The sequence below is a fragment of the Bradyrhizobium sp. NAS80.1 genome (genome assembly GCF_001908205.1).
GTDB lineage: Bacteria > Pseudomonadota > Alphaproteobacteria > Rhizobiales > Xanthobacteraceae > Bradyrhizobium.
The window spans coordinates 1-26,650 of the sequence record NZ_LGHL01000058.1; the positions used below are offsets into that span (position 1 = coordinate 1).

A 26,650-nucleotide genomic window follows, 5' to 3' on the forward strand; every position below is an offset into this window, starting at 1 on the left:
GGCGGTCGCGATCCTGGCTGCGATCGAGCTCTGGATGATGTCCCAGATCCCGCCGCGGCTGACCACCGGCCGCTGAGAGGCCTTTGCGCTTGCCGGTGTCGGAGCCCCGGCCGAGGTCGACGACGCGCTGCACGGCCCGCGAGCGCAGGCTGGCGAGGCGATCAGCGGAAAATGGTTCCTAAATTGACGGGCTCACGGATCCGCATGGCTCACGCGTTATGAGCACGTGCGCGTGCCGCCAATTTCTGAGCACGTGACCGTTCCAACATTCATGGTGTTTTTGGGCGTAGCCAATCAAGGCCATGACAATCAGAGCCGCTGCGACGGATCCGGCTACGATGTTCTTTACCATGGCTGCCACTCCCGCGGGACCGCGCGGCCAAGGGCTTAGATGGAACACCCAGGGGAAGCAGCCGTCAATGCGGCGGTGACGCGGTCAGGTGTGCCAAATGACACACCTGCTTTCTTGCGAGTCAAAACGAAACGGCCCGCCGAGGTGACGGGCCGTTCGGTGCTGAGGCCAGGCCTTACTCTCGGATTAGCTCTACTTCCAAAGCGGCGCGGCCAATGTCCGTGATCCGATAGAAACCGGGTCGCCCTTCTTCGAGAATCCCTAGTGCCAAGCAATCCTCGACCATCCAGTCGGGAAGATCAGCAGTTTCTCCGCCATCCCGAAGAATCTTGAGCACGCCAGTCTGATCGCTCGTTAGTGGAGGCGGGAATAGCGTTCGTAAATCTCGGGGCGGCTTGGTCATCCCGGCGATCCTAAACTGAAATTGGGACACCAACTAAATCAACGAGGTCGAGGAGATCAGGCGGCTTGCTTGGCCTTTGCTTCCCACAATGCGAGCGCAGCCTCGGCACCGGCTGGATCGTCTTTGATCCGGTAAACCGCTTGCCGGCTCAGACCGGACGCCTTGGCAATCGCGGCGATGCCAGCGGACTGGCCGAGCATGTCGCGCACGACGCCGAACTGTTCGCGGCTGTAGGATGGTTTGCGGCCGAGGTAGCTATCGGCCTCATTGGTCTTGGCGTGCTCGATACCGGCCCGTTGAGCGGCCTTCGTTGCCTCGGCCTGTGCTTGTGCAGTCGCAGCCATGAACGCGATCAGCGCGTCTCTGACGGCCTTCTGCACCGGATCTTTGGTGGCACCGTCGAACGTCATGTTGTTGATGACGGTGCGGATCACGACGCCGCGGGACATGAACTCGCGGATCGTTTCGCAGACATCGTCATAGTTGCGGCCGAGACGATCGACCCAGCGGACCACCAGCACGTCACCGGCGCGAAGCTTGTCGAACAGCCGCCGGCCCTCGGGACGCTCGACCAGCCGCGTGCTGACTCCGGAGGTGCCGTTGTCGAACACGGCATCATCGATGTTGAAGCCTGCCGCCTTAGCCTGCGTGAGTTGGTGGCCACTGGTCTGCTCGATGGTCGAGACACGGCCGTAAAGGATCGTTGCCATGGTGGACACTCCGTCCGTTAGGTTTGTGTCCGTATGTTTTCGTGTCCGTTAGGCGGAAGCAACCCTTACGGACGCAATCTAGCGTCACGTTTGCGTGTACGCATGGGTATACCCCAACGGACGGAAATGCCGCCGCAACCATCCGCCACCGCTGTGATTATCGGGATGGTGACCGCTCGCTCCCCACCGCCGTCCCAGAGAGCGAGGCTGGCCGCCCGGCGGCCGGCTGTTGATCGGGGCTAGAGGGGCGGCCGGTCGTCCGGCCGACAAGCCGACGTCCAGTGTGGAACCGCTTTGAAAATTGCCGATTGATTTAGGGTGCTAAATGCGTGGAGGTCGCCATGCGCATTCATCTGCACCAGATCGACTGGATCACGGTAACAGCTGCCAGCTTGTTACTGATTGGATACGCCTCCGCCATCGCAGTCATGCTGGTCCGCTAGTCGCGGGATAGGAAAAAATACTCAGTTCGGTGGATGGGTGCGGGGGGTAATTCTAGGGGGGGGATAAATTATCCAGCCCCATCGGTGGGTCGTGGTGTGAGACCGTCAATCGTCATCGTGCAGTAGCATCCGCTCCTTCTGGAAGGTGTGGTCCGTCCGGTAATAGCTCTCAATGAAATCGTCATCGTTGCCGGCGAAGAAGCTGTACATCCCGTATTCGTCGAGGTCTTTGAAATAGAAGCCCGCCCTGGTCTCGGCGAAGTGGTCGAGGTGGAAAGCCTATGTCGCCTTCGTCGGCATCTGCCGGCGCGATAGATGACGCGGCATCGCCGGCAACCCTTCGTGGTCATAGACGGTGTTCTTGTGAAAGTTCTCGGCGTCGCTGGCGTGCTGCTGCTTTAGCTCGGCGATACGGTGCTGTAGTTCCGCATACGTGATCTTGCGCTCGACGGCCGAATGCCAGAGCAGAGAGCGTGTACGGCTCGCAGGATGCCGAGCGTCGAGCGAATGCAGCCATTGCTCGCGGGAGGGTGGGGCGATGAGGGGAGGGTGCATCATCACCGACTCCCCGGTTCGGACAAGCGAGAATTGTCGTTATCGCTCAGTGCGGAGTTTGGGGCTGTTTTGTCCGAACAGGCGTTGAAAGTATTCAGCCTACGACAGGCTTCCAAGCTGAATACGAGGGTTCGATTCCCTTCACCCGCTCTAGCCCCTCTCCACTAAAAATCACGATAAAACAACGTGTTGCATGTGCTCTCGCCTGCAGCTTGCGCCAGTCACGCGCGAGCAGCGCACTATGCGGAAACTATCCTTGGACGAATACGCTCTCGCAATCATGTGCGAGGCACTTTTCGTGACGATCATGCAGGGGGTGCAGCTTGGCAGTTTGAGCTGCTGCCGGATTGATGGACAAGATTAGCAGCGGCGCCAAGCATCCAAGTCTGGCGTCCGTGCTTCGGCGGAAGGCTATTGTATGGCGCGCTTCATCACGATGACATCGCCACTAAATCTCGGATTGCTTGTGCGATACAGGATTTCGAAACCCTCCCGTTGCCAGAACGCAAATGCGCGCGGATTCGTCGAAATCACAGCTAGCTGAATCATCGTGGAACCCCAGCCTCGTGCCAATTCCTCAATCAGCCGCAATGCGGTCCCTCCGTAACCCCGACTCTGATGTGCTTCAGAGAAGATCAGCAATCCGATGAATACACAGTCGCTGGCTGGATAGGCCCGTATCACATCAGCGCAGCCTAACATGTCTGTACCGACATAAAATCCAATTGTGAATTTGTCGGTTGCTGCCTTCCCGGTGGGCATCCCGTTGAAAAAATCATCGACGTCGGCATTCGACGGCGGGCGGCCCTCGACCAATTGAGTGTACGAAGGCGCTTCCGTAAAGACGCGCAAGACCTGCGCAGCGTCGCTTACTGAGTCGCGAGTGAGAGCGTGGATGCTGAGCATAATAGTCTTGTCTAACCCACTGTGCGCTAGACCGAGCTACCGCCGGATCGGTTGACGGACTTCTGGTGCTGAGCCCGGCCTGGCGTCGTCACACGGTCGTTCGCGAGATCCAGCACGGACACGACTGCAAAACCCGCCAGCGTAGCTACTGCGCCCACGATGAAGTCCTCCAACCGCGCGTGACGGCCGGGGACAAACAACTGCAGATATTCAAGCACGCCAACCATGACGACAGTTATCACGGTGGCTGGCAGCCTGTGGCGCGGATAGGCAAGCGCGAAGGCCAGCGCGACCAAGCCAAAGGCCAGGATGTGCTCGCCGACTTGCCCGAGGATGGAATGCGGCCGATGGCTCGGTGGTCCAAGCGTCGCAAAGGTAACGGCGGCAGCCAGCAGCCAAGCCACCAAGCGGATCAGAGTGATCATCCTTCGCCGAATGTAACGTGTGGGGCGCATAGCCGCCTTTGCCTTTGAAGTCATACGTCCGGAGGAGAGGGACTATGTCAGAATGGAGGCGCGGTGGCTTGCACTAAAAAAAACACCTGGGGCTGAAATATGATCTTCTTGAAGCCATAAGAAACTCATTCTTAGGTTCTTCGTTGTGCGCACAGCCAGATTAGTAGCGCACTGAGAAGTATGTCCGACGGCCGCACGTATCCACCTTCATAGTCCGGGGGCTCCGTCCCAAACGCCTCCTGCCTATCCTTTTCACCGTTGGAGTTCGACAGAGGCCTGCGTCGGTCTGCAGAACAATTCGGGACGAATATCCGTTTTCCTTGATCATTGCTGTCGGCGACGAACGCGCTGGATGATGATGGGAACGCTGCCCGTCTCGCTTCGGTGTCACTCCACGCTCTCGGCAGTGCGGGTGCCGGGCATTAGCAACAATGCTCCACTCGTGCATTCCACCTGACCTCAAGACGGAAGATCGGTGGGTAGTCTGGGCTTATTTGCGTGAACGCCCGCTCTTCCCGACACTCCGAATGGGAATTTGCCAATGGCTCCGTCCAATCGCGTCCAGCAAAATTGCGTCCGCGAAGATCTGATATTTGATGTGGGTCTCCATAAAGGCGAGGACGCCGCCTACTACCTCAGAAAGGGGTTTCGTGTTGTCGGCATAGACGCAAATCCTGATCTGATAGAGTGGAACAGGAAACGGTTCGCCGGAAATGAGCGGATCACGATCATTTTTGGCGCCATCGCCGAAGGCCAGGGCAATGTTCGCTTCTTCGTTGACAAGCAATCCACCTGGGGGACGGTCGATCCAGACTGGGCCACGCGCAACGTGCGCCTCGGGTCCACCCATCACGAGATCGAAGTGCCGATATTCGATATTCGCGAAGCTTTCCAGAGATGGGGCGTTCCGTACTATCTCAAGCTCGACATTGAGGGGCGAGAAGATGTCATCATTGACGCCCTTGCCGAGCTTTCCGGCAGGCCAGCCTTTATCTCCATGGAAAGCGAAAAGATTGACTTTCGAAAACTGATCCATGAACTCCAAAAGCTGCGTAACCTTGGATATCGACGTTTCCAGGTTGTGCCCCAAGTGCACATTCCGAATTCGTCGATCCGCACGCGCGATCGCAATGGCTCTATCTTCAACTATGTTTTCGAAGACGATGCATCGGGAGCGTTCGGCGACGATCTGAATGGGCGTTGGATCTGCTTTGCCGAAGCCGCTGCGAGATACGCCTTCATTTTCATCCAGTACAAGCTGTTCGGAGACAATGGCTTGATGTTCCGTCTAAGAGGTGGAACGTTCATTCACCGGTTGCTGATGGCATGCTTCGGGGCGTTTCCCGGATGGTACGATACACATGCGAGGCTATAGCGTGCCGCCTGTCTAGGCTGAACTGTGAATCATGCTTTACGGTTGCCGTCGTCGTAACGTTGAATTGCCGCTTGGTCGAAGGGAAACCGTTCGTCCTGGTCATCGCCTCAGGCATATAAAGCCATTTGGCCTGAATACTTTGTGAGAGTTTGGAAGCAGCTCGTCAGGCGGCCAAACTGCGCGCGCCGACGATTTGCTTGACCTGTTCCTTGATCGCGCCGTAGCACTCGCACGAGCATTCTTCCAGCGCTGCGGCGTCCTCGATGCGGACCTTGCCGCGCGAAACCGAAACCAGCCGGGCGGTTTCCAACTTTCGCAAGACGTGCGTCAGGCTCGGCCGATAAACCCCCAACATGGAAGACACCAAATCTTGAGTGAAGGGCAGGGTATCTGCGCTTGCCAAATCTCTACATTGCAGAAGCAGCCGGCAGAGTCGCGCTTCCAGCGGATGTATGGCGTTGCATCCGGCGATCTGGACAGACTGCGCTGCCAATGCCTGGGAGTGTCGGATCAACACTTCGCGAAGAGCCTCGCTCTCCCGTGCCAACCGCCGCAGGACACCAGCCTCGATCCGGTCCGCATTTCCTGCGGCCGCAACCATCACCTGATTCAAAGCGGTCCCATCGCCAAACGCCGCGATCGCTCCAACAATCGTATTGGAACCTGCTACAGCCGCCTCGGCTGAATTGCCATCGGAGAATACCACAACGATGGAAAGCAGGCCGCTTCGCGGGAAGTAGACGTGGCTCACGGGCTCGTGCGGGCTGTGAAGAGCGTGTCCAGGGATCAGTTCGAACAACCGCAAGTGAGGAACGATCAGCGATCGTTCCCGTGCGGAGAGGCAGCTTATGACTTGATTGGTACCGGAGTAGAGCATCGTTCGGCCCGCAAGTGGTGTGGAAGCGTTTCAAACGCCCGGTCTCATTTTTCGTTCAAAATTAAGTACGGAAGCATACCGAAGCAGGCGGAAGCGCATGGCATGCTGTGACCCATAACGTGCGTTTGACGAACGGGAGGAGCACACAAGGCGCGCCGCGAGTGCATGTCCGCGTGCATAGAGTTTGAGCCTTGTCTCTGAGGCTCTTGTTGTCTTGGAATTTCCTGGAAGCCCGTGCCTCGGCTGCGCGTCTGCAAGCCGCGTAAAGGAGATTCGAAGCAATGTTCCATCGGACGGTCTCCCCTCAAACCGTCGAGTTGCGTGGGCGGGCGCCGCACGACCGTTTGCTTGCAAGCATTGTCCCCTATTCCGAAATCGGATTATTCATGGCGGCCTCGGATCTGATGCTGATCCTGATGGCCAGCCTGGTTGGGGGGCGTCACCTATCACATATTGGCATTCAACGAGGTGGGCAGCCTTAGCGAATACCTCGGAGAGGGGGGCAATGCAGGTCTGTTCTTCGTGCTGCTGATGAACTCACTGGGGTTGTACCGGGCATCCATTCTTCTCTCTCGCGGACAACTGCGTGCAGTGGCCGGGGGATGGCTAGTGGCGATGGCGACCCTTGTTGGGTCCCTCTTTCTGCTCAAGTCGACGGCCTATTATTCACGCGGAGGGCTGATTACCTTCGCTACGCTCGGAGTCACGTTTCTGCTTGGTTGGCGAGTTATTCTGGCCGCACAGCTTCGGAATGCCCTCGCGGAAGGCCAAGTGAACGGACGCCGGGTCATTCTGATCGGCGATGAAGCGGAGCTCGCCCGTCATTCCCCCCCGCAATCTGTTAATGAACTACGGGGCGCATGATATCGGCCGCTTTCCGCTCTCCTGTTGCAATCCCGGTGGCGCGGAGGTTTGCGCTCGCGACTCGGAGATTATTGCAGATGCAATACGTGCCGCCCGAACTCACGAAGCGGAGAAAGTGCTGATAGCAATAGCCTGGAATGACGAGCGACGGCGCAATCTTATTTGCGAACGCCTGAGGATATTGCCAGTCCCGATCTTCCTGTTGCCCGACAGGTCGTCGGAGATGTTGCTGACGCAGCCATTAATGAATATGGGCAGGAGCGCCGCGATCCAGCTCCAACGCGCGGCCTTGTCCCGAGTGGAATTGTTCGTCAAACGAGGGTTCGATCTCATCTTGGCGATCCTCGGGGGTATCGTCGCGCTGCCACTGCTCCTTATCGTGGCGATACTGATCAAGCTAGAGTCCGCGGGGCCGTTGATCTTCAAGCAGCGTCGGCGTGGGTTCAATGGTCGCGAGTTCACAATATACAAGCTCCGCACAATGAACGTACTCGAAGACGGCCCCAACATCCGTCAGGCCGAGCGGAACGATAGTCGAATAACGCGCGTAGGAAGCGTCCTTCGTAGAACCAGCATCGATGAGGTGCCGCAGCTATTGAATGTGCTGTTGGGCGACATGTCCCTCGTCGGGCCGCGACCGCATGCCGTCGCGCATGACGACCAATACTCGGCGTGCATTGCCGACTACGCGTTCCGCAATCACGTGAAACCAGGGCTCACCGGATGGGCGCAGGTTAACGGCCTGCGCGGTGAAACCGCGCAAATCGAGCTGATGAAGCGCAGGGTCGATTACGACGTCTGGTACATTAACAATTGGAGCCTGTGGTTGGACATATTGATCGTGGCCCGAACCTTCTTCACTGCCGTGTGGGCGAAGAATGCGTACTGACAGCAGCTGATAGCCGGGCAGCGTCCCGCCGGACACTGATCGAGCCCAGGCCGATCGGGTCCTTCTTGCAACGTGGTGCGAACTGGAAGCGTTGGAAGGACAGCATGAACATCAGCATCTTCGGCATCGGCTATGTCGGTGCGGTCGCGGCGGCGTGCCTCGCGCGAGACGGGCATGAGGTCTTCGCCGTCGACATCAATCCCGACAAGGTCGACGACATTGCTTGCGGTCGGTCTCCCATCGTGGAGCCGCGGCTGGACGAGCTGATATCGCAGACGGCGGCCGCCGGCCGACTACGCGCAACTCGTAGCGCTGATGAAGCGATTGCCGCCACGGAACTCTCGTTCGTGTGCGTGGGCACGCCGTCGCGGCCGAACGGCTCCTTGAACACCAGTCATGTCGCCCATGTGTCGGAGCAGATCGGCGTAGCCCTCAGGAAGAAGAATGACTTTCATTCCGTGGTGGTGCGCTCGACGGTGCTACCGGGAACCATGGAGAGTCTGATCATCCCGGAGTTCGAACGGTGCTCGACCAAGAGTGCAGGCGGCGGCTTCGGTGTGGCGTATTACCCGGAATTTCTTCGCGAAGGATCTGCGATCGCCGACTACGACAACCCTGGTGCAGTCGTGTTGGGAATTCACGACCCCATCACGTGCGATCGAATGCTGAAGCTTCACTCGCATATGCCGGTCACGCCACGGCTCATGAGCATTCGGGCGGCGGAAGCGGTCAAGTACGTTAATAATGCGTGGCACGCCTTGAAGATCAGCTTCGCCAACGAGATCGGCTTGGTATCGAAAGCCCTTGGTGTCGACTCGTTCGACGTGATGGACGCCCTGTGCGCCGACGAGAAGCTGAACATCTCGGCGGCGTATCTGAGGCCCGGATTTGCATTTGGGGGGTCCTGCCTTCCGAAGGACCTGCGCGCGCTGCGTTATTGTGCGCACATGCTGGAGGTCGAGACGCCGGTTCTGGACGGGGTGTGGAGAGCAAACGAAAACCAGTTCGAGGCCGCCTATCGGGTCATCGAGCAGAGCGGTCAGCGCCGAATTGGTTTCATCGGGCTGAGCTTCAAGCCGGAGACTGATGATCTGCGGTCCAGTCCTTTCGTCCAATTGGCGGAACGGCTCATTGGCCGCGGATATCAGGTGAAGATCTATGATCCGATCATTCGCCTTTCGTCACTGATCGGCGCGAACCGCGCCTATCTCTTGGAGCACCTTCGGCACATCGCCGATCTCCTGCTTGAACGTTGCGAGGATCTCGTCGCCCAGAGCGAAGTTATCGTTGTCGGCAATAGCCGTGAATTCCAGCGGATCCGCGATCCGATCGGAAACGAGGACAAGCTCGTGATCGATCTCGTCAGGGTCGATCGCTCGCGCTCAAGCAACGGATCGTACCAGGGACTGTGCTGGTGACATGCATGCATCTTGGAGAGAAGGCCGGCGCGTGCTGATGATGGTCGAAAACCTGCCGGTGCCGTTCGACCGCCGGGTCTGGGCGGAGGCCCGGACTTTGCGGGCGGCCGGCTATGAAGTCACGGTGGTCTGCCCCCGGGGCAAGTTTGCGCTCGAACCGGCCGAGGTGATCGACGGCATTCAGATCTATCGCCACCCTTTGCCGCTCGAGGCGGCCGGGAAGCTGGCCTACGTCGTGGAATACGGTGCCTCGCTGTTCTGGGAATTCGTGTATGCCTTCAAGGTGTTCCGTGCGACGGGGTTCGACGCGATCCACGCGTGCAACCCGCCTGACGTGCTGTTCGTCGTCGGCGCGGTCTTCAAGTTCCTGTTCGGCAAGAAGTTCGTGTTCGATCATCATGACCTGAACCCCGAGCTGTTTGAAGCGAAGTTCGCGCGGCGCGGTATTCTCTGGCGGCTTCTCGTGCTCCTGGAGCGATCGACGTTTGCGGTCGCCGACATCTCCATCGCGACGAACGAGTCATATCGGCGGATCGCTGTCACGCGCGGGCGTATGCCGGCGAACCGCGTGTTCACGGTTCGATCGGGACCGGACCTCGATCGGGCGAGACCTCGCCCGGTCGACGAAGGATGGCGAAATCGGCGCGCCCACATGGCGGCGTACGTCGGAGTGATCGGAGAGCAGGAGGGCGTTGATCTCCTGCTCCGGTCGATGGATCACATCGTCCGGGAGCTGGGACGCAGAGATGTGCAGCTGGTCATCGTGGGGGCGGGCCCGCAGCTGGACTCCGTCCGCCAACTCTCTCAGAACCTTGGCTTGTCGGACTACGTGACGTTCACCGGGCGCGTCGATGACGACCTGCTGATGACCATCCTGTCCACGGCCGACGTGTGCGTCAATCCGGATCGCCCTAATCCGATGAACGACATGTCGACGATGAACAAGGTCATGGAATACATGGCGCTGGGCAAGCCCATAGTCCAGTTCGACCTCAAGGAGGGGCGCGTTTCGGCGCAGGATTCATCGCTCTACGCGCGCAATACTGACGTCGCGGATTTCGGCGAGAAGATTCTGGAATTGGTGGACAATCCGGATCGGCGAAGTGCAATGGGCGCGCTAGGACGGAAGCGAGTGCTGAGCCAACTATCCTGGTCGCATGAGGCACCGAAGCTCCTCGCCGCCTATGATGCGCTCTTCGCGCCCGAGACGGAGTTGGCGCCGGTGCGCAGGCTTCGTGGAACGAATGAATGAGAGGGCATTCGCAATTCCTGTGGTACGCGCACCGGATCGGGCGCATGTCCGCGCCTGAAATCGCGCATCGGGCAGTTGAACTCTCGAAGCGCTTGAGCGACGCAAGGCGGAGCTTCGGCTGGAATCGGTTCTCTGGATTCGAAGGGCCGCTGGATGGACTGCCCGGGCTCGCGCCTTCGGCAGGCGCCGGTGCCCACCCGGAAGTGCCCAGCATTGAAGCCGGGAACTTCTGTCTGCTTGGCCAGCAATGGCGGCTGCCCGCGGGCGATCGCCCATGGTACGCCCAGGACGGCATCTGGCATCGCGACCCTGTATCAGGCGATCTGTGGCCGGGTGCCGGGACGTTCTCATTCCAGATCCCGTACCGCCACGAGCGACGGCGGGGGGGACGTAAAGTTCGTCTGGGAGCTTAATCGTCTGCAGATTCTCCAGGTGCTCGCCGCTGCGGGCGCGTACGGCTCCGTGCCAGACATCATCGAATCCTGGATGCAGGCAAATCCTCCGTTCGAGGGGATCAACTGGACGAACGGCATAGAGGCCGCATCGCGGGTCGCGTCGCTTCTGGTCGTGCTGGCTTTGGTCGACACGAAGCTGCGGCGCCGGCTCGATCCGCTGGCACGCCGTTTCCTGTCGGCGCACGTCTACTGGATAGCTCGATATCCGTCGTTGCACTCGTCGGCAAACAATCATCGCGTTGCCGAGCTTGCGGCGCTGTTTCTCGCGGGCACGTGCGCACCCGGTCTGCCGGGTGCGAAGCGCTATCTGGCCGACGGCCGGAGGGACCTGGAGCAAGCGGTGCTCGACTTGTTCCATCCTGACGGAGTTGGCGCGGAGCAGTCGCCGACCTACGCGGCCTATTCGTTGGAATGGTTCGCGCTGGCGAGCCTTGCGGCCGACAAGAGGGGAACGCCGTTTTCCGCAACTTTTCACTCGCGCCTGCATGCCGCTGCGAGCCACCTGCGCTGGATGATGGACGATGGCGGCCGCCTGCCACGCATCGGCGATGACGACGAAGGTCGCGTGCTCGCGTCCTGCCTGCAGCGCGAGGACCGCTACGTCGCGTCGGTCGTGGCGCTGCTCGCGCGCTGGCTGGGCGACCCCACCCTGCAACCACCGGCGTCTGATCCACACCTGAGGGACCGATTGCCGCTCAGGCGTGCAAACGCGAGCGCTACGGTCAGGGCGGAGTGCAGGCTCGCCGAAGACCCTGGCACGAGTACCACGCAGATCAAAGCATTCGGACAGGGCGGCTACACCATCGCGCGTACCGGCACGCCGCACGGCTCGCTCGTCACCGTGTTCGACCATGGACCGCTCGGGTTCGGGCCGATCGCAGCGCATGGCCATGCCGACGCGCTGGCGATCTGGCTGCACTGGGGTGACGAACCGATCCTGATCGATGCCGGAACATATCTCTATCACTCCGGCGGAGTGGACCGTGACCTCTTCCGCGGGACGGGCGTGCACAACACGCTGGAGGTCGAGGGTGCCGACCAGAGCGTGATCGCCGGCCCCTTCAATTGGTCAAGCCACGCCCGGGCGCTGGTGATCGAGCGAACCGCAAGCGGCCTCATAGGTGAGCATGACGGCTACTTCCGTCGGTTCGGAGTTATTCATCGGCGTGCTCTCTTCTTCGAGCGCAACATGCTGGTGATCGAGGATCGCCTCGTCGGCCGTCCAAGCAAGACACCCTTGCGCTGGTCGATCGGCTTCCTGCTGGCCCCGCATGTCGCGATACGGATCGATGGCCATCGCGCCGAGATAAAGACGAAGTCCGGTCGGGTGCTATCCTTTTGCTTGGGAAGTTCCCACCTGGGTTGGGCAAAAATGCCGGCACTGCACTCACCCGCGTTCAACTGCCGGGATGAGACGCTCGAGCAGCTTCGTGTCGGAGCTACATTCGGCTCGCCACAGCACAAGCAGCCTTACGTCAGAACCGTCATCAGTGCTTGTTGTATTGCGCCGGAGGGGAGCGAGACAACATGCCATGAAAATGCGCCTGGCGCGGCTGCACAAGGCGCCTGGATCTAGGAGTGCATCGTGAGCGATTCCGTAAGCGAAATCTCCGAGTCGAAGACGCGAGCGCTTATTTCCGTAGTCGAACAGCATCTGTCGCCCAATCCGTCGAGAATCCTGGTTGTCGGCTGCGGAACCGGACAGGAAGCGGGCACACTGGCGAGGCACTACCCCAACTCCTACACGATCGGAATCGATATCGGCCGTCAGTTCGCTCTCGATCACCCGGGTGCGCGGCCCGCGAGACTCCTGATCATGGATGCGCAGAAATTGGCGTTCCGCGACGGTTCGTTCGATTTCGTCTACTCCTTTCACGCACTTGAGCATATGCCCGACGCCGAGCAGGCGTTAGCAGAGATGTCGCGTGTCTTGGCCCCAGGTGGAGCGTTCTGCGTCGGAACCCCGAACAAGAAACGATTGATCGGCTACCTCGGATCAGACACCTCCTGGCGGAACAAGCTTGCATGGAATCTTGCCGACTACTCGTGCCGGCTTCGCGGGCGGTGGGAGAACATCTATGGCGCCCATGCGGGCTACTATGCAGACGAACTTCTGCTCCGCTGCCAGCTTCACTTTGGTGCCGCCCAAGCTGTCAGTGATGACTACTACAGCGCGGTCTACGCAAGCCAGCGGCGCCTATTCGGACTACTCGCGTTGGCGCCAGCCCTCAAGGAGCGCATACTGCCGTGCGTCTATGTTGTAGGACGCAAATGCCCGCACCTAGGTGAGGGGAGCGAGCGGCGTGCTGACCTGGAGCAGGTTTGTGGGCGAACAGAGGAGGCGGAAGATGCCGGCTGATCGTCCCCTGTCAATCACGGTCCTTATCAATAACTACAATTACGCCGCCTTCTTGGCGCGGTCGATCGAATCCGCGCTCAGTCAGACTTGGCGGCGTGTCCAGATCATCGTCGTTGACGACGGATCCACGGACTCCTCGGCAGAGGTTGCGCAACGCTATTCCGCCCCTAATTATCTTTTCCTGCGCAAGCAAAACGGCGGGCAGAACTCTGCTATTGCGCATGCCTTGCCCTATGTCGAGGGCGACTACACCATCATTCTTGACGCGGACGACTGGCTTGTCCCGCACGCGTGCGAGACTGTCGCGAAGGCTGCCGCAAGAACTACTCCGAATGCGGTGATGTATCGGCTGGCGATGATCGATGCGAACGGCCGCGCCGTCGGAGTTTTCCCAAACGAACCGTTCCAGACGGCAGACCTGTCCAAATTTGTCCTGCTCCACGGTTATGTCCCGTCGCCACCCACGTCTGGCAATGCCTACCGGACCGACTTTCTGAGAAGCGCCTTTCAGTTCGTGAGTGCTTCCAGCTCCTTTTGCGACGGTTATTTGTCATGGGCAGCCGCTTCGACCGACGCTGTCGTGAGTCTCCAGGCGGTGCTCGGTTGCTATGGTGTGCATGGAGGGAACGTGTCCACGTCGGGCGGATGCGATCGAGCGAGGTTGTACAACAACAATAACTATGCGCTTGATCATGCCCGCCATCTCTATGCCTGGCTGGACGCGCGTCAGGTTTCGCCGACCTCGTGGCACGATCTGATAAGTGCGTATGGATGGCGAAACATTCTCTACTTCAAGCTCGTAGACCGCGCCTATCCAGAGTTTTCATGGACACTCTGCCGTCGCCAGGGCACGGCGAAGTTCTGGCGCGCCCGCCACCATGGGGCATGGAAGCAGATCAAGAACATACTTTTCATAGTCGCCGGATGCGAACTGGGGGAAGTCCGCGACCTGATACAGCGCCTCCGACCATGATCAAATCCTTTTTCGTTTACTTGCCGTCTACTTTCCTGATGAGGGCGGTCGCATTCCTGACGATGGTCGCAGGCACCCATCTTCTGTCCTCGAAGCAGTTCGGATATTTTTCCCTGGTCATCATCATTGGCGAGTTCGCCGAGACCACAACGACGAACTGGACGCGTCTGGTGCTGGCGCGGTTCGGCGCGCATGGGGGGGAAGCTGCCGCGCGCCTTCGCCAGCAAGGTCGCACGGCTTTCGGCAATTTGCACGTTTGTCGGAATCGCGCTTTCGGCAGGCGCGGCTTGGCTGCTCGCTGTCGAAAACGTCATGGCGGTCGGTGTGGCAGTGGCGGTGTATATCGCCGCGGCGGCGGTGGTCCGCTTCGGCGTAATGCTTCACCAAACAATGGAAAACGGACGCACCGCATCGATTCTCGAAGGCAGTCGCGCTGTCCTCGTGCTTGTGACGGTGATCATCGCCATGATTGCAACCGGTGACTTCCTGATCACGTCGCTCACCGCAAGCGTCGTCAATCTTGGGATCGGTTGGATCGCGGTCGCGACCGGCTTTCGTCGTACCGATGCGTCGCGAACCGAGCAAACAGCGGCCCGCGTCCTGTTTTGGTTTGCGTTTCCCATGGTCGTGCTTGCTCTCCTGACGCAGGTCGCCGGCAGTCTCGATAAGGCTCTGCTGAAATCATATCACGACGCGGCCATGCTCGGCTTTTATGCTGCGGCCTACGCGGTCGGGAGGAACGGATTCGACGTTATCGCGGCGGCTTTCAATATCGGGACGTTCGTACAATTGTCCTCGATGTTCAACGCGGGTCGGCGTCAGGAGGCCGGCCGCCTGCTATCCCGACAAATGGCCTGCATTCTGGCGATCGCGCTGCCGGCCGCGGGGATTCTGATCGCATCGCGATACGTCATTGCCCGCATTCTCTTTCCGCCCGCCTATCTGGACACTTTCGTGATCGCAGTCCCGTGGATCGCGCTCGGGGCGATCACGCTCAATATCAAGAATTTCGTCTACGACAATGTCTTCCACATGCAATTGCGTAATCTGCGCCAGATTCCAAGCTGCATAGCGAGTGTTGCCGTATCGGCGGTCGTCGGTCTTCTCCTGATCCCGTCTAAACCGGCCTTGGGCGCGGCCGTGATGTTCGCCAGCGGCAGCATGGCAGCGTTGATAGTGAGCATTGCGCTGACCTGGTCTCTCATGCCCGTTCGGATTCCCTGGCTGTCGATCCTCGCGGCAACGGGCGCGGGCCTCGGCGTCTGGGCCGTAGGATCAGGCCTCGAGGCGGCTCTGGAGGATGTGCTTCCCAGTCCTGTTCTGCTTGGGGTTCTGACGACAATTGGTGTTCTGGTAGCGGGAGTGTCGCTGCTTCTCGCGCTGATCCTGGAGCAACCGAAGGGCAACAACGTCGCCATTTCCTTCATCACGCCAAACCCCGATCGAGTCACGGGGGTCTCCAGCTACGCGGAAAGCTTGATTGAGGCAATGGCTCGGCCGCGCGAGCGCCCGACGCTTGTGCTGCTGACGAATGCACGGCGGGAGCTTTTTGCCAGAATTACCAGCGATTGCAGTGTTGAATGGGTGATGCTTCCGGCCTGTCCGCGCGGCTTCCCCTACAAGCTCTACAGCCTGATTATTCATGATGTGGCCTGCTCACGTGCGCGCCTGAAAGGCTGCGGCTGCTATGTGAGTGCGACGGCGGCGGGCGCGCTGTTCCCGGTGCTCGACCAATTCGTAACCTTGCACGATCTCTACGATGTCGAGAGACGCTTCCGTCCGTGGCGTACAGTCGTCTATGCCCATGCGCTGTGGCGCTGGCTGGCTTTGGTGTCGCGGGGGATTATCTGTGTGTCCGCGAGCACGGCGACGGAGGCGCGAATGTTGCTGCCGTTCGCCGCCGACAAGATGTGCGTCATAAAGGAAGCGTCCAGGTTCACACCCGAGGATGCGTTGAAATCAGCTGATCCTGCACGTTTCCTGTTTGTGGCCAACATCCAGCCGACCAAGAACATCGAATGCCTGCTCGAGGCGCTGCGGCGTGCCGACGCAGACATAGAGGTGGACTGGATCGGCTGGGACCCGGCAGGCATCGTCAAGGAGTGGATCGCGCGGCATGGCGCGCCCCACGGCTTCAACCCACTGGGCTCGCTGCCCGAGGCGGAACTGCGCAGGGCCTACCGGAGCGCGTTGGCACTCATTGTACCCTCCTGGAAAGAGGGCTTTTGCCTTCCTGTGCTCGAAGCTCACGCGTTCGGCGTGCCGGTGATCGCGTCCGATCTTCCAGTGCTGCGTGAGGTTTCAGGCGAAGGTGCTCTCTTCTTCGATCCCCACGATCCAGACATGCTGCTGGCATCCATGCGAAAGCTGATGAGCGATTCCGCTCTGCGGTCGCGGTTGAGCCGGGCTGCGTCCGCCAACGCGCGGCTCTATTCCTGGGACCACGCGGCCGCTGAGACCTTGCGGCTTGTGGAGGCGAGCTGATGCAGGTCATCGCCACCGCCCCCCCGTTCGTATCCCGCGCGTGTTGTGGACCTCGAGGGACCAATCGCCTTTCTATGCGGCGCAACGATACTCCTGACTTTCACATTGGGTGCGCCGATTCTCGACCTGTTCATGCCCTACGCTGTGTCTGGCGGCAATTTCTTGGCAAAATTTCATCCGGCGAGTTGGCTGGCACCTCTTCTGCTCCTGCTCGTCTGGGAGGACTATGCGGTCGGATGGCAGGTGCCGGTTGGACATCTCACCTGGGGCATCGGTCTCCTGGGTTCTTTGATTTTGTGGCTGGCGATGCGGGGGAAGGGCGCGTTGGCGGCGACCTTTATCGACATTTACCTCGTCCCAGCCATCCTGCTACTGGCACTGTCTAGGCTTCCCACAGAGCGAGTGCGCTCGCTGCTCAAGCTATTCATCGCGCTGGCGGCATTTAACGTTTTCATCGTGGCCATTGAGTTCGCTTCACAAAGAGCTCTGCTGCCACGCGAGGGCTATGAGCCCTTTTTCCGGCCGGCCGGTGTGTTTGCACATCCGATCATGGCGGGCTCACTGTTCTATTGCGCCATGTTCTTGACCTCGCGCGGCGTGGTCTCCTCCGGGATAATGCGCGCGCTTATGCTGTTCTTTCTGGTGGGCATTGCGCTATGTCGTGTGCGCGGGCCGCTACTGGTGGGCGGGCTGATTTTCCTGATGAATATCGTCAGCCCTGCCGTCCCGAGAAGACGCATGTCCGACTACGTGCTCGATTTTGGTCTCGTTTTGCTCGCACCTGTTGCCATTCTGGTGGCGTTCTCGTCCGACGCTTTCGATCGCATCGTCGCACTGGGGATCTGGGACCAGAGCGCACAATCGCGCTATACCATTTTGGACACGATACATCTGCTGAATGGACACCAGTTCTGGAACGGCGTCGATGGGTATGACGTTGGCAAGTTCCTTGCGACCCAGTTGACTGGTGACCAACAGATAGAGAATGCCCTTGTGAGCGTGATCTTGCAGGCTGGCTTCCCGGCGGCTCTGATGATGGCCATCTGTCTTCTCATCGTGCACGCGCCCGCCATGCGTCACAGCCTGACCTTCGTCGTCATACTGGTCGTGATTGCGACAACCACGCTCGGATTTGGCGCAAAGAACATGATCCCCGCTGCCATTGCTTTGTGCGGCTATTGGGTCCAGCGCCAGTTTGTAGAACAGCGGCGACGACGTGCCCAGGCAGCAAGAACAGGAGTCAAACCGAATGAAATGGCATGACGTGTTCGGTTTGAAGGCCTCTCGGTTTGGCGACGTGTTGCTCCGCCGCACGCCGGGGATTTACCCGCGGTTTCGCGGACTTCTCTCCCGGTCGGAGGACGCTTCACCAGCCGCGCGCCTCTCAACCCGTGATCGGCTGACAGCGCGGACCCTGCGGCAAGCCCGAACGTCGGTTTACGCACGGACCCGCGGCGCGGATAGTTTCTACGAGAGGTGGCCGATCCTCGAAAAGGACGTTCTGCGAGATGAGGGATCTACATTGCGCCAACGTGCCTGGCTTCACACGATCGGGGCTGAAACCGGCGGAAGCACGGGCGTTCCGATTGCGCTGCGGCGCTCGTGGTCCTCCGTCGTGTTCGAGCAGGCCGTACTGGATCATATCGTAGAGCGGCATGGAGGCGTCGACTGGCGGAGCGCTCGGACCGCGGTACTGCGCGGCGACACGATCAAGGATCCGTCCGACATGACGCCGCCTTTTTGGCAGCATCAGCATGGCGGAAATTATCTGGCGCTCTCGTCCAACCACCTTCATGCGGCCACGGTGGCTGATTACATCGAGGCCCTCAAGGAATTTCGCCCCGACATTCTATGGGCATATCCGAGCTCGCTTGAAGCCCTGTACCGTCTGGCCGGATCGACGTCGCCGGTCATTCCCGGGCTCAAGATTGTCGTCTTGACGTCCGAGGTTCTAACCCCGGAACTACATGCCGAAGCCGCGCGCGCGTTCAAGGTTCCGGTTCTCGACTACTACGGGCAGGCAGAACGCGTTTGCTTTTCCTATTCGGTCGATGGCAAGAGCCATTATTTTATGCCTCTCTACGGGCGTGTAGAGCTCCGCCACTCTTACGATGACGAGACGTACGGCCTGCATGAGATCATTGGGACATCCTACTGGAACGCTGCGCAACCGCTCGTGCGCTATGCCACCGGCGATCTCATTCGCATCCCGAAAGGCGAAAGCGAGGTGGAGATCGAAGACGTTGCGCTTGGACTCCGTCCTCATGCCGGCATTTCCGGCCGGCAATCGGACTATCTGGTGTCGCCGGAAGGCGGACATCTGATCGGTATAAATCATATACCGCGCGGCGTGCCCGATGTGGCGCAAATGCAGGTTCTTCAACCTTCGCGCGTTCAAGTAGAAATTCATGTGGTGCCCTTGGCGACCTATTCGGAGCAGACGGAGAGGTTGATCATGAAGAAGGCCCGGCAGAAGATTCCCGCAAGCATGAAGATCGACGTCGTCGTAGTTGACCGCCTGCAGCGCACCGCGCGCGGAAAAGCGCCTCTGGTGGTGAGGACTTGTGGGCAATGATCAATCATCCGAAGCGCTGGAGCGTTTTCGAGTGAAGTGGCCAACGGTTCGTGTGAAGAAAACGCGCAGTACAAGAATCGAGGCTTCAGTTCTGATTCAATCAGAACTGAAAATGATCTAGTCTGCTTCTGGCAGGTCGCGGCGCGCTATACGCGAACGAACGCTAGATTGTCACCGCTAATCAGGAGTTCGAACGGGTGCTGTGCCAACGCGCGCTGAAATGGCTTGCTGGTCATTTGGCCTGGCAGCATCCAATCGTGTGGTTCGATATAGACGACATAAACATCGTTCAACCACTCCAGATTTTCGGAGAACAGGTCCTTTTCGAATCCTTCGATATCGATCTTGGCAATGAAGGGCACGCCGTGTTCCACTGAACGAAACGCGTTGTTCATCGTTATGATCGGCACTCCGGTTTGTGCTCTGATCGTCTGTGCGGCCCAGTGAAGGCCGTCGCTCTTGATTGAAACAAAGCCTTCGGTGGATCCAATCGCCGCGCCAATCACGGACAAACGCTCTTTCCCATGCGCGTTCAGTTGCAGCATAGCGAGATTGTCAGGTTCGGGTTCTATGGCGACAACCGCGGCTCGCGGGTATGTGCTCAAGAACCACAGCGATGCGGCTCCTATGTTCGCACCCGCGTCGACAATTGTCGGGATCTCGCCGCGTTGCAGAATTTCTGTATAGCGGCGCCAAATGCGCTGGTTAATTCCCGCGGTGGTGCCGACATCATATTGCCGCTCACGGAAGACCTGCCTTATCACCGCACAGTCGCTCTGGCCCGGGCGCAAATGAATATTGCCGTAGCCGGCGATCGATACACATCGTGCCGGCGCGTGATTGAGATGGCGAAACAAGAACTGCGGACCAAGCGAGAAAACATCCTTGATGTTCTCCTTGGCGTCGATCAAGAGCTTCCTGACTGCCATTTCGCGCTGACCTCTGCTGAGGCTTCAAAGCGTGCACCACGGAAGTGTTTAGATCGTGCACTACGGAAGTGTTTAGATCAAGAGTTGGTGCTTGCGCTGAGGCGGCGGCGTGGAAAGCAGGAGACGCTCGGTCGACAGCCATTTGGAACCAATCGCCAATCCGCCTTGTTACGTCGATCCTCCGGGGGAGTAGCAAGATGTCGGCGATGGTAAGCGGGAGAACGGGAAATGCGAAAACTGAAGTGGCTCTTCGCCGGCTTGGTTACGTTCGCGATCTCGGCCGTAACGGCATACGGAGCTGAGTTGTTGCCGGAGGCCCGAATAGGGCGGGGCATCTCTATTCACGGAGTGATGAACTGGCCTCAGATGACGCGGGGGGCACAGCCCTCTTACGTCTGGCCTCCGTTCGCCGCCGCGCCCTACGCTCCGCGCCAAGATAAGCTGGCCCGGTTGAAACAAGCTGGTTTCGATACCGTGAGGCTGACGGTCGGGCTCGGCATCTTTCTGTCGGCGAATGCGGAGCAGCGTCCTGAGCTCGATGCCATCGCGATCGATCGCGTATCGCAACTGATCGCCGCCGGATTCACCGTCATTGTCGACTTTCATCCGATCAACCAGGACCCGCGGTTCCCTCCTGTGGCTTTCACGCGCGGCCCGGGCCAGCCGCTCGTCGAAGCCTTTCGCGACGTCCTGATGCGGACCGCCGCGAACTTGTCGCGCCTACCGCGGGACAAGGTTGTCCTCGAAATCCTGAACGAGCCGACCACGCGCAACTGGGGCGAAAGTGAGATCACTCTTTGGCAGCTCACGCAGAAGAGCTATTTCGATTCGATCCGCGGCGTTGCGCCCGATCTGACTGTGATGGTGACTGGCTGTTGCAGTTGCTGTGGCCTTGAATTGATGGCGCTCGATCCTTCCAATTATCCCGGCCGGAACGTCTACTTCACTTTTCATTTCTATGCGCCGCATGCCTTTACCCAGCAAGGCGCGTTCGATCGCAGCGATCTTCTGGCATCGACCCGGTTCGTGAACAACGTGCCCTTTCCACTGGATCCCGCCGGCCTCGCGGACGTGGAAGGCCGCGCACGTACGAGGCTGGAGGCCGAGAATATTGGTGACCTGCAAACCCGGCTGCGGGCCGAGCACGGAATCGACGTGGCCGTTTCCGACTTGCGGCAATTCTCAAGTGTTGCCGACATCGTGCGCGTGTTTGACAAGAATCTGGATTGGGCGAGAACTCACGGCGTATCGCCGCAAAGGGTCTTCCTCGGAGAATTCGGCGTCATGCGTCCAAATGTCGATCCGAAGTCGCGCCACAACTGGCTCGAGGCGGTCCGCGAGGCGGCTGGGCGGCGGCAGATGCCGTGGGCGTACTGGAGCCTGGAGCAGCCGGAGTTCACGGGCCTGGAGCTCGATCGTAGCACGGGCGCGTTGGACCCGATCATTCTTGATGCGCTTGGGATGAACGTTTATTGATCTGGCCTGACCGCATTGCCTGGCATAGCCGCTGAATCGAGCCGCGCGTGAGTGCGATCTTTTCAGTTGACGGCCATCATGGACCTATCGGCGTGGGCCTGGCTCGGCAGGCTCCGCAGGAACTCAACATTCTGCTCGAGGAGCAGAAACGCCCAGAGCTTGTCGGCATTGTCGTTGCGTCCGGCCATGTGGTCTTCGACAATACCGTGGAAGAAGTCCTTGTTGATGAAGTCGTATTGCCAGGACCCGCGCATGTTATCGAGCAGTCTCTCCTTCAACTGGTTGCGGAACCATTTCGCGAGCGGAAGGTCAAAGCCGACTTTTCGGCGATAGAGGCATTCAGCCGGAACGTATCGTTCAGCCAGTTTCTTCAGAATGTATTTTCGCTGGCGTCCGTTCAGGAGCAGATCTTCGCTGCAACGATCGGCCACGGCGCAGACGTACTGCGTCAGGAACGGGACGCGCGCTTCGACCGAAGCGTGCATCGTGGCGCGATCCGTCCTTGTGAGAATATCGTCTGGCAGCCGTCGCGCGACATCGAGATCGAGCGCGGCCGAGAGCGTGTCAACTCCAACGACTTCGAAGGACCTAACCAGAAGACTGGATATGAGATATGGCTCGAATATCAGTCCAGCTCCATAGTAGTGCGGGATGAGCGAAAGCTGTCGTGCAAAATGTATTTCCCGCGATTTGCTTCCGCGTACTGTACCTATGAGGCTCGGCAATAAGGGAAGGTACTTGCCTGCCTTGTAAAACTGCTTGGCGAACTTGAACCGGAAATATTGATTGTAGCCACAGAACATCTCATCGGCGCCTTCCCCCGAAAGTACGACCTTGTAGCTCGAATCTCTTACGAATTGCGCCACCGCGTACAAGAAGACGGCAGACGGATCGGCAACCACATCGTCCATGACCGCAGGCCACGCGTCGACGTGCTGCAGGAAGGCATCGGCGTTACAGTATTCCACGTGGTGACGAATTCCGTGCGCCCTGCATACCGCGGCAGCATATCTGCTCTCGTCAAATCCATCCTCTTCGAATCCGATCGTAAACGCGGAGATGCTGGGGGCATATTGCGCGGCCAGCGCCGTCACAATGCTCGAATCGACGCCGCCGCTCAACAACGTGGCTACCGGGACGTCCGAAACCAGGTGACGTTTGATCGCGAGCCGGAGATTGCTGTCCAGCAGCTCCAATGCGGCGTTTTCGTCCTTGATCTGTCGCTGATGCGTTTTCGGATGAACCCACCGGACAATCTGCTCTATCTTCATGGTTGCGATGTCGAACACAAGGGCTTCCCCGGCCTTGAGTTCGTATACATCGTCAAAAATCGTGTTCGGCGCACAACACGCACGAAACGAGTAGTATTCGGCCAGGCCGCGCTCGTTGATTCGTTTGCGCGAAAACACCATGAGGGACTGAAGCGTCGATGAGAAGGCGAAACACCGGGCGCTGCGGTAGTAATAGAGCGGCTTAATCCCAAACCGATCGCGCGCGAGCGTAAGACGTCGTCGGTGCCGATCAAAATAGCAAAACGCGAACATGCCATCGACGTCATTGAGGAATGGGAGACCCCTTGCAGCCATACCCTTTAGAAGCACTTCCGTGTCCGAGGTCGTCCTGTACTCGATCCGCCGATCGCGAAGCTCTTGATAGTTGTATATTTCACCGTTGAAGACGATGGCGCCGTCCTCGTCCTGCATTGGTTGAACGCCGCCGGTCAAATCGATGATGGAGAGCCGGGTGTGCAGCAGATGCACGCCCTGGTCGAGCTTCGCGGAATCGAAGTGGTCGGGACCCCGGCTTCGCAGATGGAGTTTCGCTTGAGACAAAAAGGTCTCCAGCAAAGGCTCCGGCGAAGGAGTGACCATTCCTGCAATTCCGCACATCACTACACTCCAGATGCTGCAGGGGCAGGCTCGATCAACAGCCTGTATTGCTTGAGTATCAATGGAACGACGCGCGCATCCGAAAACAGGCTTTCTGTACGTGATCGTGCGCGGATCGACAGCTCCTTCAGGAGACCCGGAGAGCGGATAACTGCGAGCAGGACGGCAGCATAGTCCTCGGCGGTCGCGTCAGCAGGCACAATGAATCCGCAGTCTCCGACGACGTCCGAGTTGAACCCATGATTGCTGCAGACAGGAACCAACCCGGAAGCCATCGCTTCGGTCAACGCATTTGAGTGACCTTCTCCAAAGTGACGCGTGGGAAAGAGAAAGATGTGCTCCTTCGAAAGTCGAGCCTCGATCTCGAGCGGGTTCAGGCTTCCGGCAAACAGGACAGGAAGATCCCTTCCTTGTTCCACGAGAACATCGATGTAGGCAGGGGAGCCGGTGCCGATGATCGTAAGTCTGGCCGGAACGTTGGCGTTGCAGAGAAGCCGGACGATCTCGATACCAAGGCCGGTCCCTTTTTCAGGGGCAACGCGCCCCAGCATCACGATGTTTATCCGGTGGTCGAGGTCCTCGAACCGACGCTCGTTGCGCTTGCTTGGAATGGTCGTGAAGTTCGGTAGATAGACGACCCGTGATGCCTTCAGTGTTTCAACGAGAAAGCGCACGTAACAATTTCCCTCGGAGCCAACGACATCCGCAGTCGAAACCATGACCGCATGGCATTTTCGATGGAACATGCCTCGCTCGTGATAGGAGATCACAAGGTCTCCAGCTCGTAGGTCGAGCAACAGCCGCTTTTTCAGCATCTGCACCAGTCGGCAGAGGAGCGTCTCGGGGAGAATGAATTGGCGCCGGAACGGAGTGAAGTGGACCAGTTGAAATGTGCCGGCGTGCTCCACGAGCGATAAGGCTATCCGCACGAAACCTCGGACATAGAGTAGTGCCTTGATCCACGCGGGACCGCGCGCCACGGGGTAGGGTAGTTCCAGCACCTCGACGCCATGCTGCCTGAGCAACGTGATGGTGCGTCGATTGGCCGATTCAAAGCCGCCCCTGGCCGGTTCACCTTCGTCCGCGATCGGGCCGATAAAGGCCACGGTGATACCGCGCGTCATCTTTGGATCAATGCCCGCCTCGGTTGGCCGCCGCTCAGGTGCCGCCGCATCGGAGATCAAGGGCGGGACCAGAGTGGCTGCCGTGGCATTTCGGGGAGGCCCGGCAGGATTTTGCGTCTCCGGTTCGTAAGCGCGCTCCGCCTGTCGGAGCTTCGCCAGGGAAGGGTCTTGCGACATCCAGTACGGCCTGCTGGTTCCGTCGCCCATCGATCGATCCCCTCTCGCTCGCCTGTCGTGCTGCCGATCCACTTCACAAGTGAGCGCCCGAGCGAGCCGAAGTTGCCGGTTCGCCGGCAATGTCTGGGCCCAGGAGCGATCTTCACCAACAAACAAGAGGAGTACTGAAATGGTTCCGAGATGCGATCGCCTTGCGCGGGCGCAGCGAAAGCCAAAAACGGTGGCAATGGTCCAACGTTCGGCCATTGGTTGACGCATACAGCGATCCCAGCGCAGAGGCGCGCGGATACGAGAATCAGAGTTGGAATGCTGCCGGCGTTCCCGGGAACTCGAAGCCGGCGGCCTCGTTGTGATGCTGAGCATTCACAATCATCAAGGATAAGTCAGGCATGCCAGCTTCAGCTAGTTGGAGTGCATTGTTTAAGGCTAACCCCCTCCTGTTACTTGTCTTCTTCCTGCTTGTTCCGGTTCGCGCGCACGCCGAGTACATATTGGCACCCGGAGATGCTGTGGAGATTGGGGTGGTTGGTGTGCCGGACCTGCGGCATCGGGCCACCATCGATGTGGACGGCCGTGCCTCTTTTCCTCTGCTTGGCAGCATCCAGGCAGCCGGACTGACCGTCGCCGAGCTCGGCAAGCAAGTAAAGTCGCTGCTGTCAACGAAAGCGTTTCGCGCGCGCGAGACGGACTCGCGTGGACGTTCGCTCGCCACGCATGACAATGACGTGGTCACGATTTCTCCAGAGGAGGTGATCGTCGAGGTGGCGGAGTATCGGCCGGTCTATCTCAATGGCGATGTGGCAAAACCGGGCGCGGAGACTTATCGGCCGGGAATGACCGTACGCCAGGCCATTGCCCTCGCGGGCGGTTACGACACGATGCGCTTCCGCTCTCGAGATCCGTTCCTGGACTCCGCGGATTTCCGCAGCGACTATTATGACCTGTGGACCGAGTTTGCGAAGGTCAGCGCTGAAATCGCGCGGCTCCAGGCTGAATTGGACGGAAGAAGCGCGTTCCAGGCGCCGGGCTTGGGTGACGTGCCGCTTCCAACCCCGGTCACGTCGAAGATCATCGACCTGGAATCACAACACTTTAGTGTCGACATTGCGGATTTGGCCAAGGAGAAAAAATATCTGTCCGAAGCCATCTCTCAGGAAGATCAGCGGATTGCGGTGCTTGGTCAGCAACGGCAGGCGGAACAGCAGGATGCGGACGCCGACGCCGCCGACTACAAGGAGGTCATGTCAAACTTCCGTAAGGGCATCTTGCCTGTAACGCGTGTGTCGGAAACGCGACGGCTGACGCTCGAATCAGCGACCCGGGTACTTCAGACAACTGCACTGCTCCAGGACGTCGAGCGCAAACGCTCCGAATTCGCCAGATCCCTGGAAGCCATTGACGACAAAAGGCGGAAAGAGCTGCTGCAGAATATGCAGGATGCGACGGTGCGGCTCAACAATGTTCGGGCTCGACTTAAGTCCGTCAGTGAGAAGTTGTTGTATGCGGGAATGGCGAGATCCCAGCTTACCCGCGGCCCAGGTGGCGAGCCGGACGTCAAAGTGTTCCGAAAAGACCACGACACTACGGCTACGATAGTCGCGAACGACCAGACGGAACTCATGCCGGGAGATGTGGTCGATGTCAAACTCCGGCTGGACAGCTCGCCGGCACAAGAGGGCACCACCGGAACGGAACAGCGAGAGTAAGCCA

The 26,650-nt window shown here is 59.2% G+C and carries 21 protein-coding genes; 13 read left to right on the forward strand and 8 right to left on the reverse strand.

The window, feature by feature from the left end; all coding sequences use genetic code 11:
• Positions 1-811: 811 nt before the first annotated feature.
• The 4 genes from AC629_RS14900 to AC629_RS14915 all read right to left on the reverse strand — a co-directional run bounded on the left by AC629_RS14900 (position 812) and on the right by AC629_RS14915 (position 3,794).
• The gene (locus tag AC629_RS14900) at positions 812-1,465 is read right to left on the reverse strand and encodes a recombinase family protein (RefSeq protein ID WP_084805468.1); all 654 of its coding nucleotides are present in this window, start codon (positions 1,463-1,465) and stop codon (positions 812-814) included.
• Between the two features lie 722 nt (positions 1,466-2,187).
• Positions 2,188-2,466: a hypothetical protein gene (locus AC629_RS14905; protein ID WP_084805469.1), complete on the reverse strand. Its 279-nt coding sequence runs from the start codon at positions 2,464-2,466 to the stop codon at positions 2,188-2,190.
• A gap of 408 nt (positions 2,467-2,874) precedes the next feature.
• Positions 2,875-3,369, reverse strand: a complete 495-nt coding sequence (locus AC629_RS14910) for a GNAT family N-acetyltransferase (RefSeq protein WP_084805470.1) — start codon at positions 3,367-3,369, stop codon at positions 2,875-2,877.
• Positions 3,370-3,395: 26 nt separating this feature from the next.
• A complete protein-coding gene (locus tag AC629_RS14915; protein ID WP_084805471.1) occupies positions 3,396-3,794 on the reverse strand; it encodes a VanZ family protein in 399 nt (132 codons plus the stop codon).
• A 571-nt stretch (positions 3,795-4,365) separates the two neighbouring features.
• On the opposite strand from AC629_RS14915, the gene AC629_RS14920 reads away from it, so the two are divergent.
• Positions 4,366-5,199, forward strand: coding sequence for an FkbM family methyltransferase (locus AC629_RS14920; protein WP_084805472.1), 834 nt, complete (start codon positions 4,366-4,368; stop codon positions 5,197-5,199).
• A gap of 163 nt (positions 5,200-5,362) precedes the next feature.
• On the opposite strand, the gene AC629_RS14925 is transcribed toward AC629_RS14920, so the two are convergent.
• Positions 5,363-6,076, reverse strand: a complete 714-nt coding sequence (locus AC629_RS14925) for a Crp/Fnr family transcriptional regulator (protein WP_084805473.1) — start codon at positions 6,074-6,076, stop codon at positions 5,363-5,365.
• Between the two features lie 429 nt (positions 6,077-6,505).
• Here AC629_RS14925 and AC629_RS14930 point away from each other — a divergent pair, with 429 nt between their 5' ends.
• From AC629_RS14930 to AC629_RS14975, 10 genes are all read left to right on the forward strand, one after another.
• Complete coding sequence (locus AC629_RS14930; RefSeq protein WP_084805474.1) at positions 6,506-6,940, forward strand: Rossmann-fold NAD(P)-binding domain-containing protein; 435 nt, start codon at positions 6,506-6,508, stop codon at positions 6,938-6,940.
• Positions 6,921-7,829: an exopolysaccharide biosynthesis polyprenyl glycosylphosphotransferase gene (locus tag AC629_RS14935; RefSeq protein WP_143199145.1), complete on the forward strand. Its 909-nt coding sequence runs from the start codon at positions 6,921-6,923 to the stop codon at positions 7,827-7,829. The genes AC629_RS14930 and AC629_RS14935 overlap by 20 nt, the downstream gene beginning before the upstream one ends.
• Positions 7,808-9,247 carry a nucleotide sugar dehydrogenase gene (locus AC629_RS14940; RefSeq protein WP_245331871.1) on the forward strand — a complete coding sequence of 480 codons (1,440 nt, stop codon included), beginning with the start codon at positions 7,808-7,810 and terminating at the stop codon, positions 9,245-9,247. The genes AC629_RS14935 and AC629_RS14940 overlap by 22 nt, the downstream gene beginning before the upstream one ends.
• Positions 9,248-9,284: 37 nt before the next feature.
• The gene (locus tag AC629_RS14945) at positions 9,285-10,499 is read left to right on the forward strand and encodes a glycosyltransferase family 4 protein (RefSeq protein ID WP_245331874.1); all 1,215 of its coding nucleotides are present in this window, start codon (positions 9,285-9,287) and stop codon (positions 10,497-10,499) included.
• A gap of 237 nt (positions 10,500-10,736) precedes the next feature.
• On the forward strand, positions 10,737-12,530 hold the full coding sequence (locus AC629_RS14950; protein ID WP_168195489.1) for a heparinase II/III family protein: 1,794 nt from the start codon (positions 10,737-10,739) through the stop codon (positions 12,528-12,530).
• A 9-nt stretch (positions 12,531-12,539) separates the two neighbouring features.
• Complete coding sequence (locus AC629_RS14955; protein WP_168195490.1) at positions 12,540-13,313, forward strand: class I SAM-dependent methyltransferase; 774 nt, start codon at positions 12,540-12,542, stop codon at positions 13,311-13,313.
• A complete protein-coding gene (locus AC629_RS14960) occupies positions 13,303-14,286 on the forward strand; it encodes a glycosyltransferase family 2 protein (RefSeq protein WP_084805480.1) in 984 nt (327 codons plus the stop codon). Before AC629_RS14955 ends, AC629_RS14960 begins: the two co-directional genes overlap by 11 nt.
• A gap of 192 nt (positions 14,287-14,478) precedes the next feature.
• Entirely contained in the window at positions 14,479-16,770 is a 2,292-nt protein-coding gene (locus AC629_RS14965; RefSeq protein ID WP_084805481.1) for a glycosyltransferase, read from the forward strand.
• Between the two features lie 105 nt (positions 16,771-16,875).
• Positions 16,876-18,033 (forward strand): hypothetical protein, encoded by a 1,158-nt coding sequence (locus tag AC629_RS14970; protein ID WP_143199146.1) that lies wholly within the window; start codon positions 16,876-16,878, stop codon positions 18,031-18,033.
• Positions 18,020-19,345: an acyl-CoA synthetase family protein gene (locus AC629_RS14975; RefSeq protein ID WP_143199147.1), complete on the forward strand. Its 1,326-nt coding sequence runs from the start codon at positions 18,020-18,022 to the stop codon at positions 19,343-19,345. The genes AC629_RS14970 and AC629_RS14975 overlap by 14 nt, the downstream gene beginning before the upstream one ends.
• Before the next feature lie 146 nt (positions 19,346-19,491).
• Here the strand turns inward: AC629_RS14975 and AC629_RS14980 are convergent, their stop codons facing one another.
• Entirely contained in the window at positions 19,492-20,256 is a 765-nt protein-coding gene (locus AC629_RS14980) for an FkbM family methyltransferase (protein ID WP_168195491.1), read from the reverse strand.
• Between the two features lie 246 nt (positions 20,257-20,502).
• Between AC629_RS14980 and AC629_RS14985 the strand changes: the two genes are divergently transcribed.
• The gene (locus tag AC629_RS14985; RefSeq protein ID WP_084805485.1) at positions 20,503-21,750 is read left to right on the forward strand and encodes a glycoside hydrolase family 5 protein; all 1,248 of its coding nucleotides are present in this window, start codon (positions 20,503-20,505) and stop codon (positions 21,748-21,750) included.
• Positions 21,751-21,812: 62 nt separating this feature from the next.
• Here the strand turns inward: AC629_RS14985 and asnB are convergent, their stop codons facing one another.
• Positions 21,813-23,639 (reverse strand): asparagine synthase (glutamine-hydrolyzing), encoded by a 1,827-nt coding sequence (gene asnB, locus AC629_RS14990; protein ID WP_084805486.1) that lies wholly within the window; start codon positions 23,637-23,639, stop codon positions 21,813-21,815.
• A gap of 2 nt (positions 23,640-23,641) precedes the next feature.
• The gene (locus tag AC629_RS14995; protein WP_168195492.1) at positions 23,642-24,970 is read right to left on the reverse strand and encodes a glycosyltransferase family 4 protein; all 1,329 of its coding nucleotides are present in this window, start codon (positions 24,968-24,970) and stop codon (positions 23,642-23,644) included.
• 359 nt (positions 24,971-25,329) lie between these two features.
• On the opposite strand from AC629_RS14995, the gene AC629_RS15000 reads away from it, so the two are divergent.
• Complete coding sequence (locus AC629_RS15000) at positions 25,330-26,646, forward strand: polysaccharide biosynthesis/export family protein (protein ID WP_084805488.1); 1,317 nt, start codon at positions 25,330-25,332, stop codon at positions 26,644-26,646.
• The last annotated feature ends 4 nt before the right edge of the window (positions 26,647-26,650 follow it).

Coding starts and splice junctions, on each gene's coding strand:
- AC629_RS14905 (WP_084805469.1), bottom strand. CDS start 2,466: ATGATGCACCCTCCCCTCATCGCCCCACCCTCCCGCGAGCAATGGCTG.
- AC629_RS14935 (WP_143199145.1), top strand. CDS start 6,921: ATGAACTACGGGGCGCATGATATCGGCCGCTTTCCGCTCTCCTGTTGC.
- AC629_RS14900 (WP_084805468.1), bottom strand. CDS start 1,465: ATGGCAACGATCCTTTACGGCCGTGTCTCGACCATCGAGCAGACCAGT.
- AC629_RS14965 (WP_084805481.1), top strand. CDS start 14,479: ATGGGGGGGAAGCTGCCGCGCGCCTTCGCCAGCAAGGTCGCACGGCTT.
- AC629_RS14920 (WP_084805472.1), top strand. CDS start 4,366: ATGGCTCCGTCCAATCGCGTCCAGCAAAATTGCGTCCGCGAAGATCTG.
- AC629_RS14985 (WP_084805485.1), top strand. CDS start 20,503: ATGCGAAAACTGAAGTGGCTCTTCGCCGGCTTGGTTACGTTCGCGATC.
- AC629_RS14960 (WP_084805480.1), top strand. CDS start 13,303: ATGCCGGCTGATCGTCCCCTGTCAATCACGGTCCTTATCAATAACTAC.
- AC629_RS14915 (WP_084805471.1), bottom strand. CDS start 3,794: ATGATCACTCTGATCCGCTTGGTGGCTTGGCTGCTGGCTGCCGCCGTT.
- AC629_RS14995 (WP_168195492.1), bottom strand. CDS start 24,970: ATGGGCGACGGAACCAGCAGGCCGTACTGGATGTCGCAAGACCCTTCC.
- AC629_RS14975 (WP_143199147.1), top strand. CDS start 18,020: ATGAAATGGCATGACGTGTTCGGTTTGAAGGCCTCTCGGTTTGGCGAC.
- AC629_RS15000 (WP_084805488.1), top strand. CDS start 25,330: ATGCCAGCTTCAGCTAGTTGGAGTGCATTGTTTAAGGCTAACCCCCTC.
- AC629_RS14925 (WP_084805473.1), bottom strand. CDS start 6,076: ATGCTCTACTCCGGTACCAATCAAGTCATAAGCTGCCTCTCCGCACGG.
- AC629_RS14910 (WP_084805470.1), bottom strand. CDS start 3,369: ATGCTCAGCATCCACGCTCTCACTCGCGACTCAGTAAGCGACGCTGCG.
- asnB (WP_084805486.1), bottom strand. CDS start 23,639: ATGTGCGGAATTGCAGGAATGGTCACTCCTTCGCCGGAGCCTTTGCTG.
- AC629_RS14945 (WP_245331874.1), top strand. CDS start 9,285: ATGATGGTCGAAAACCTGCCGGTGCCGTTCGACCGCCGGGTCTGGGCG.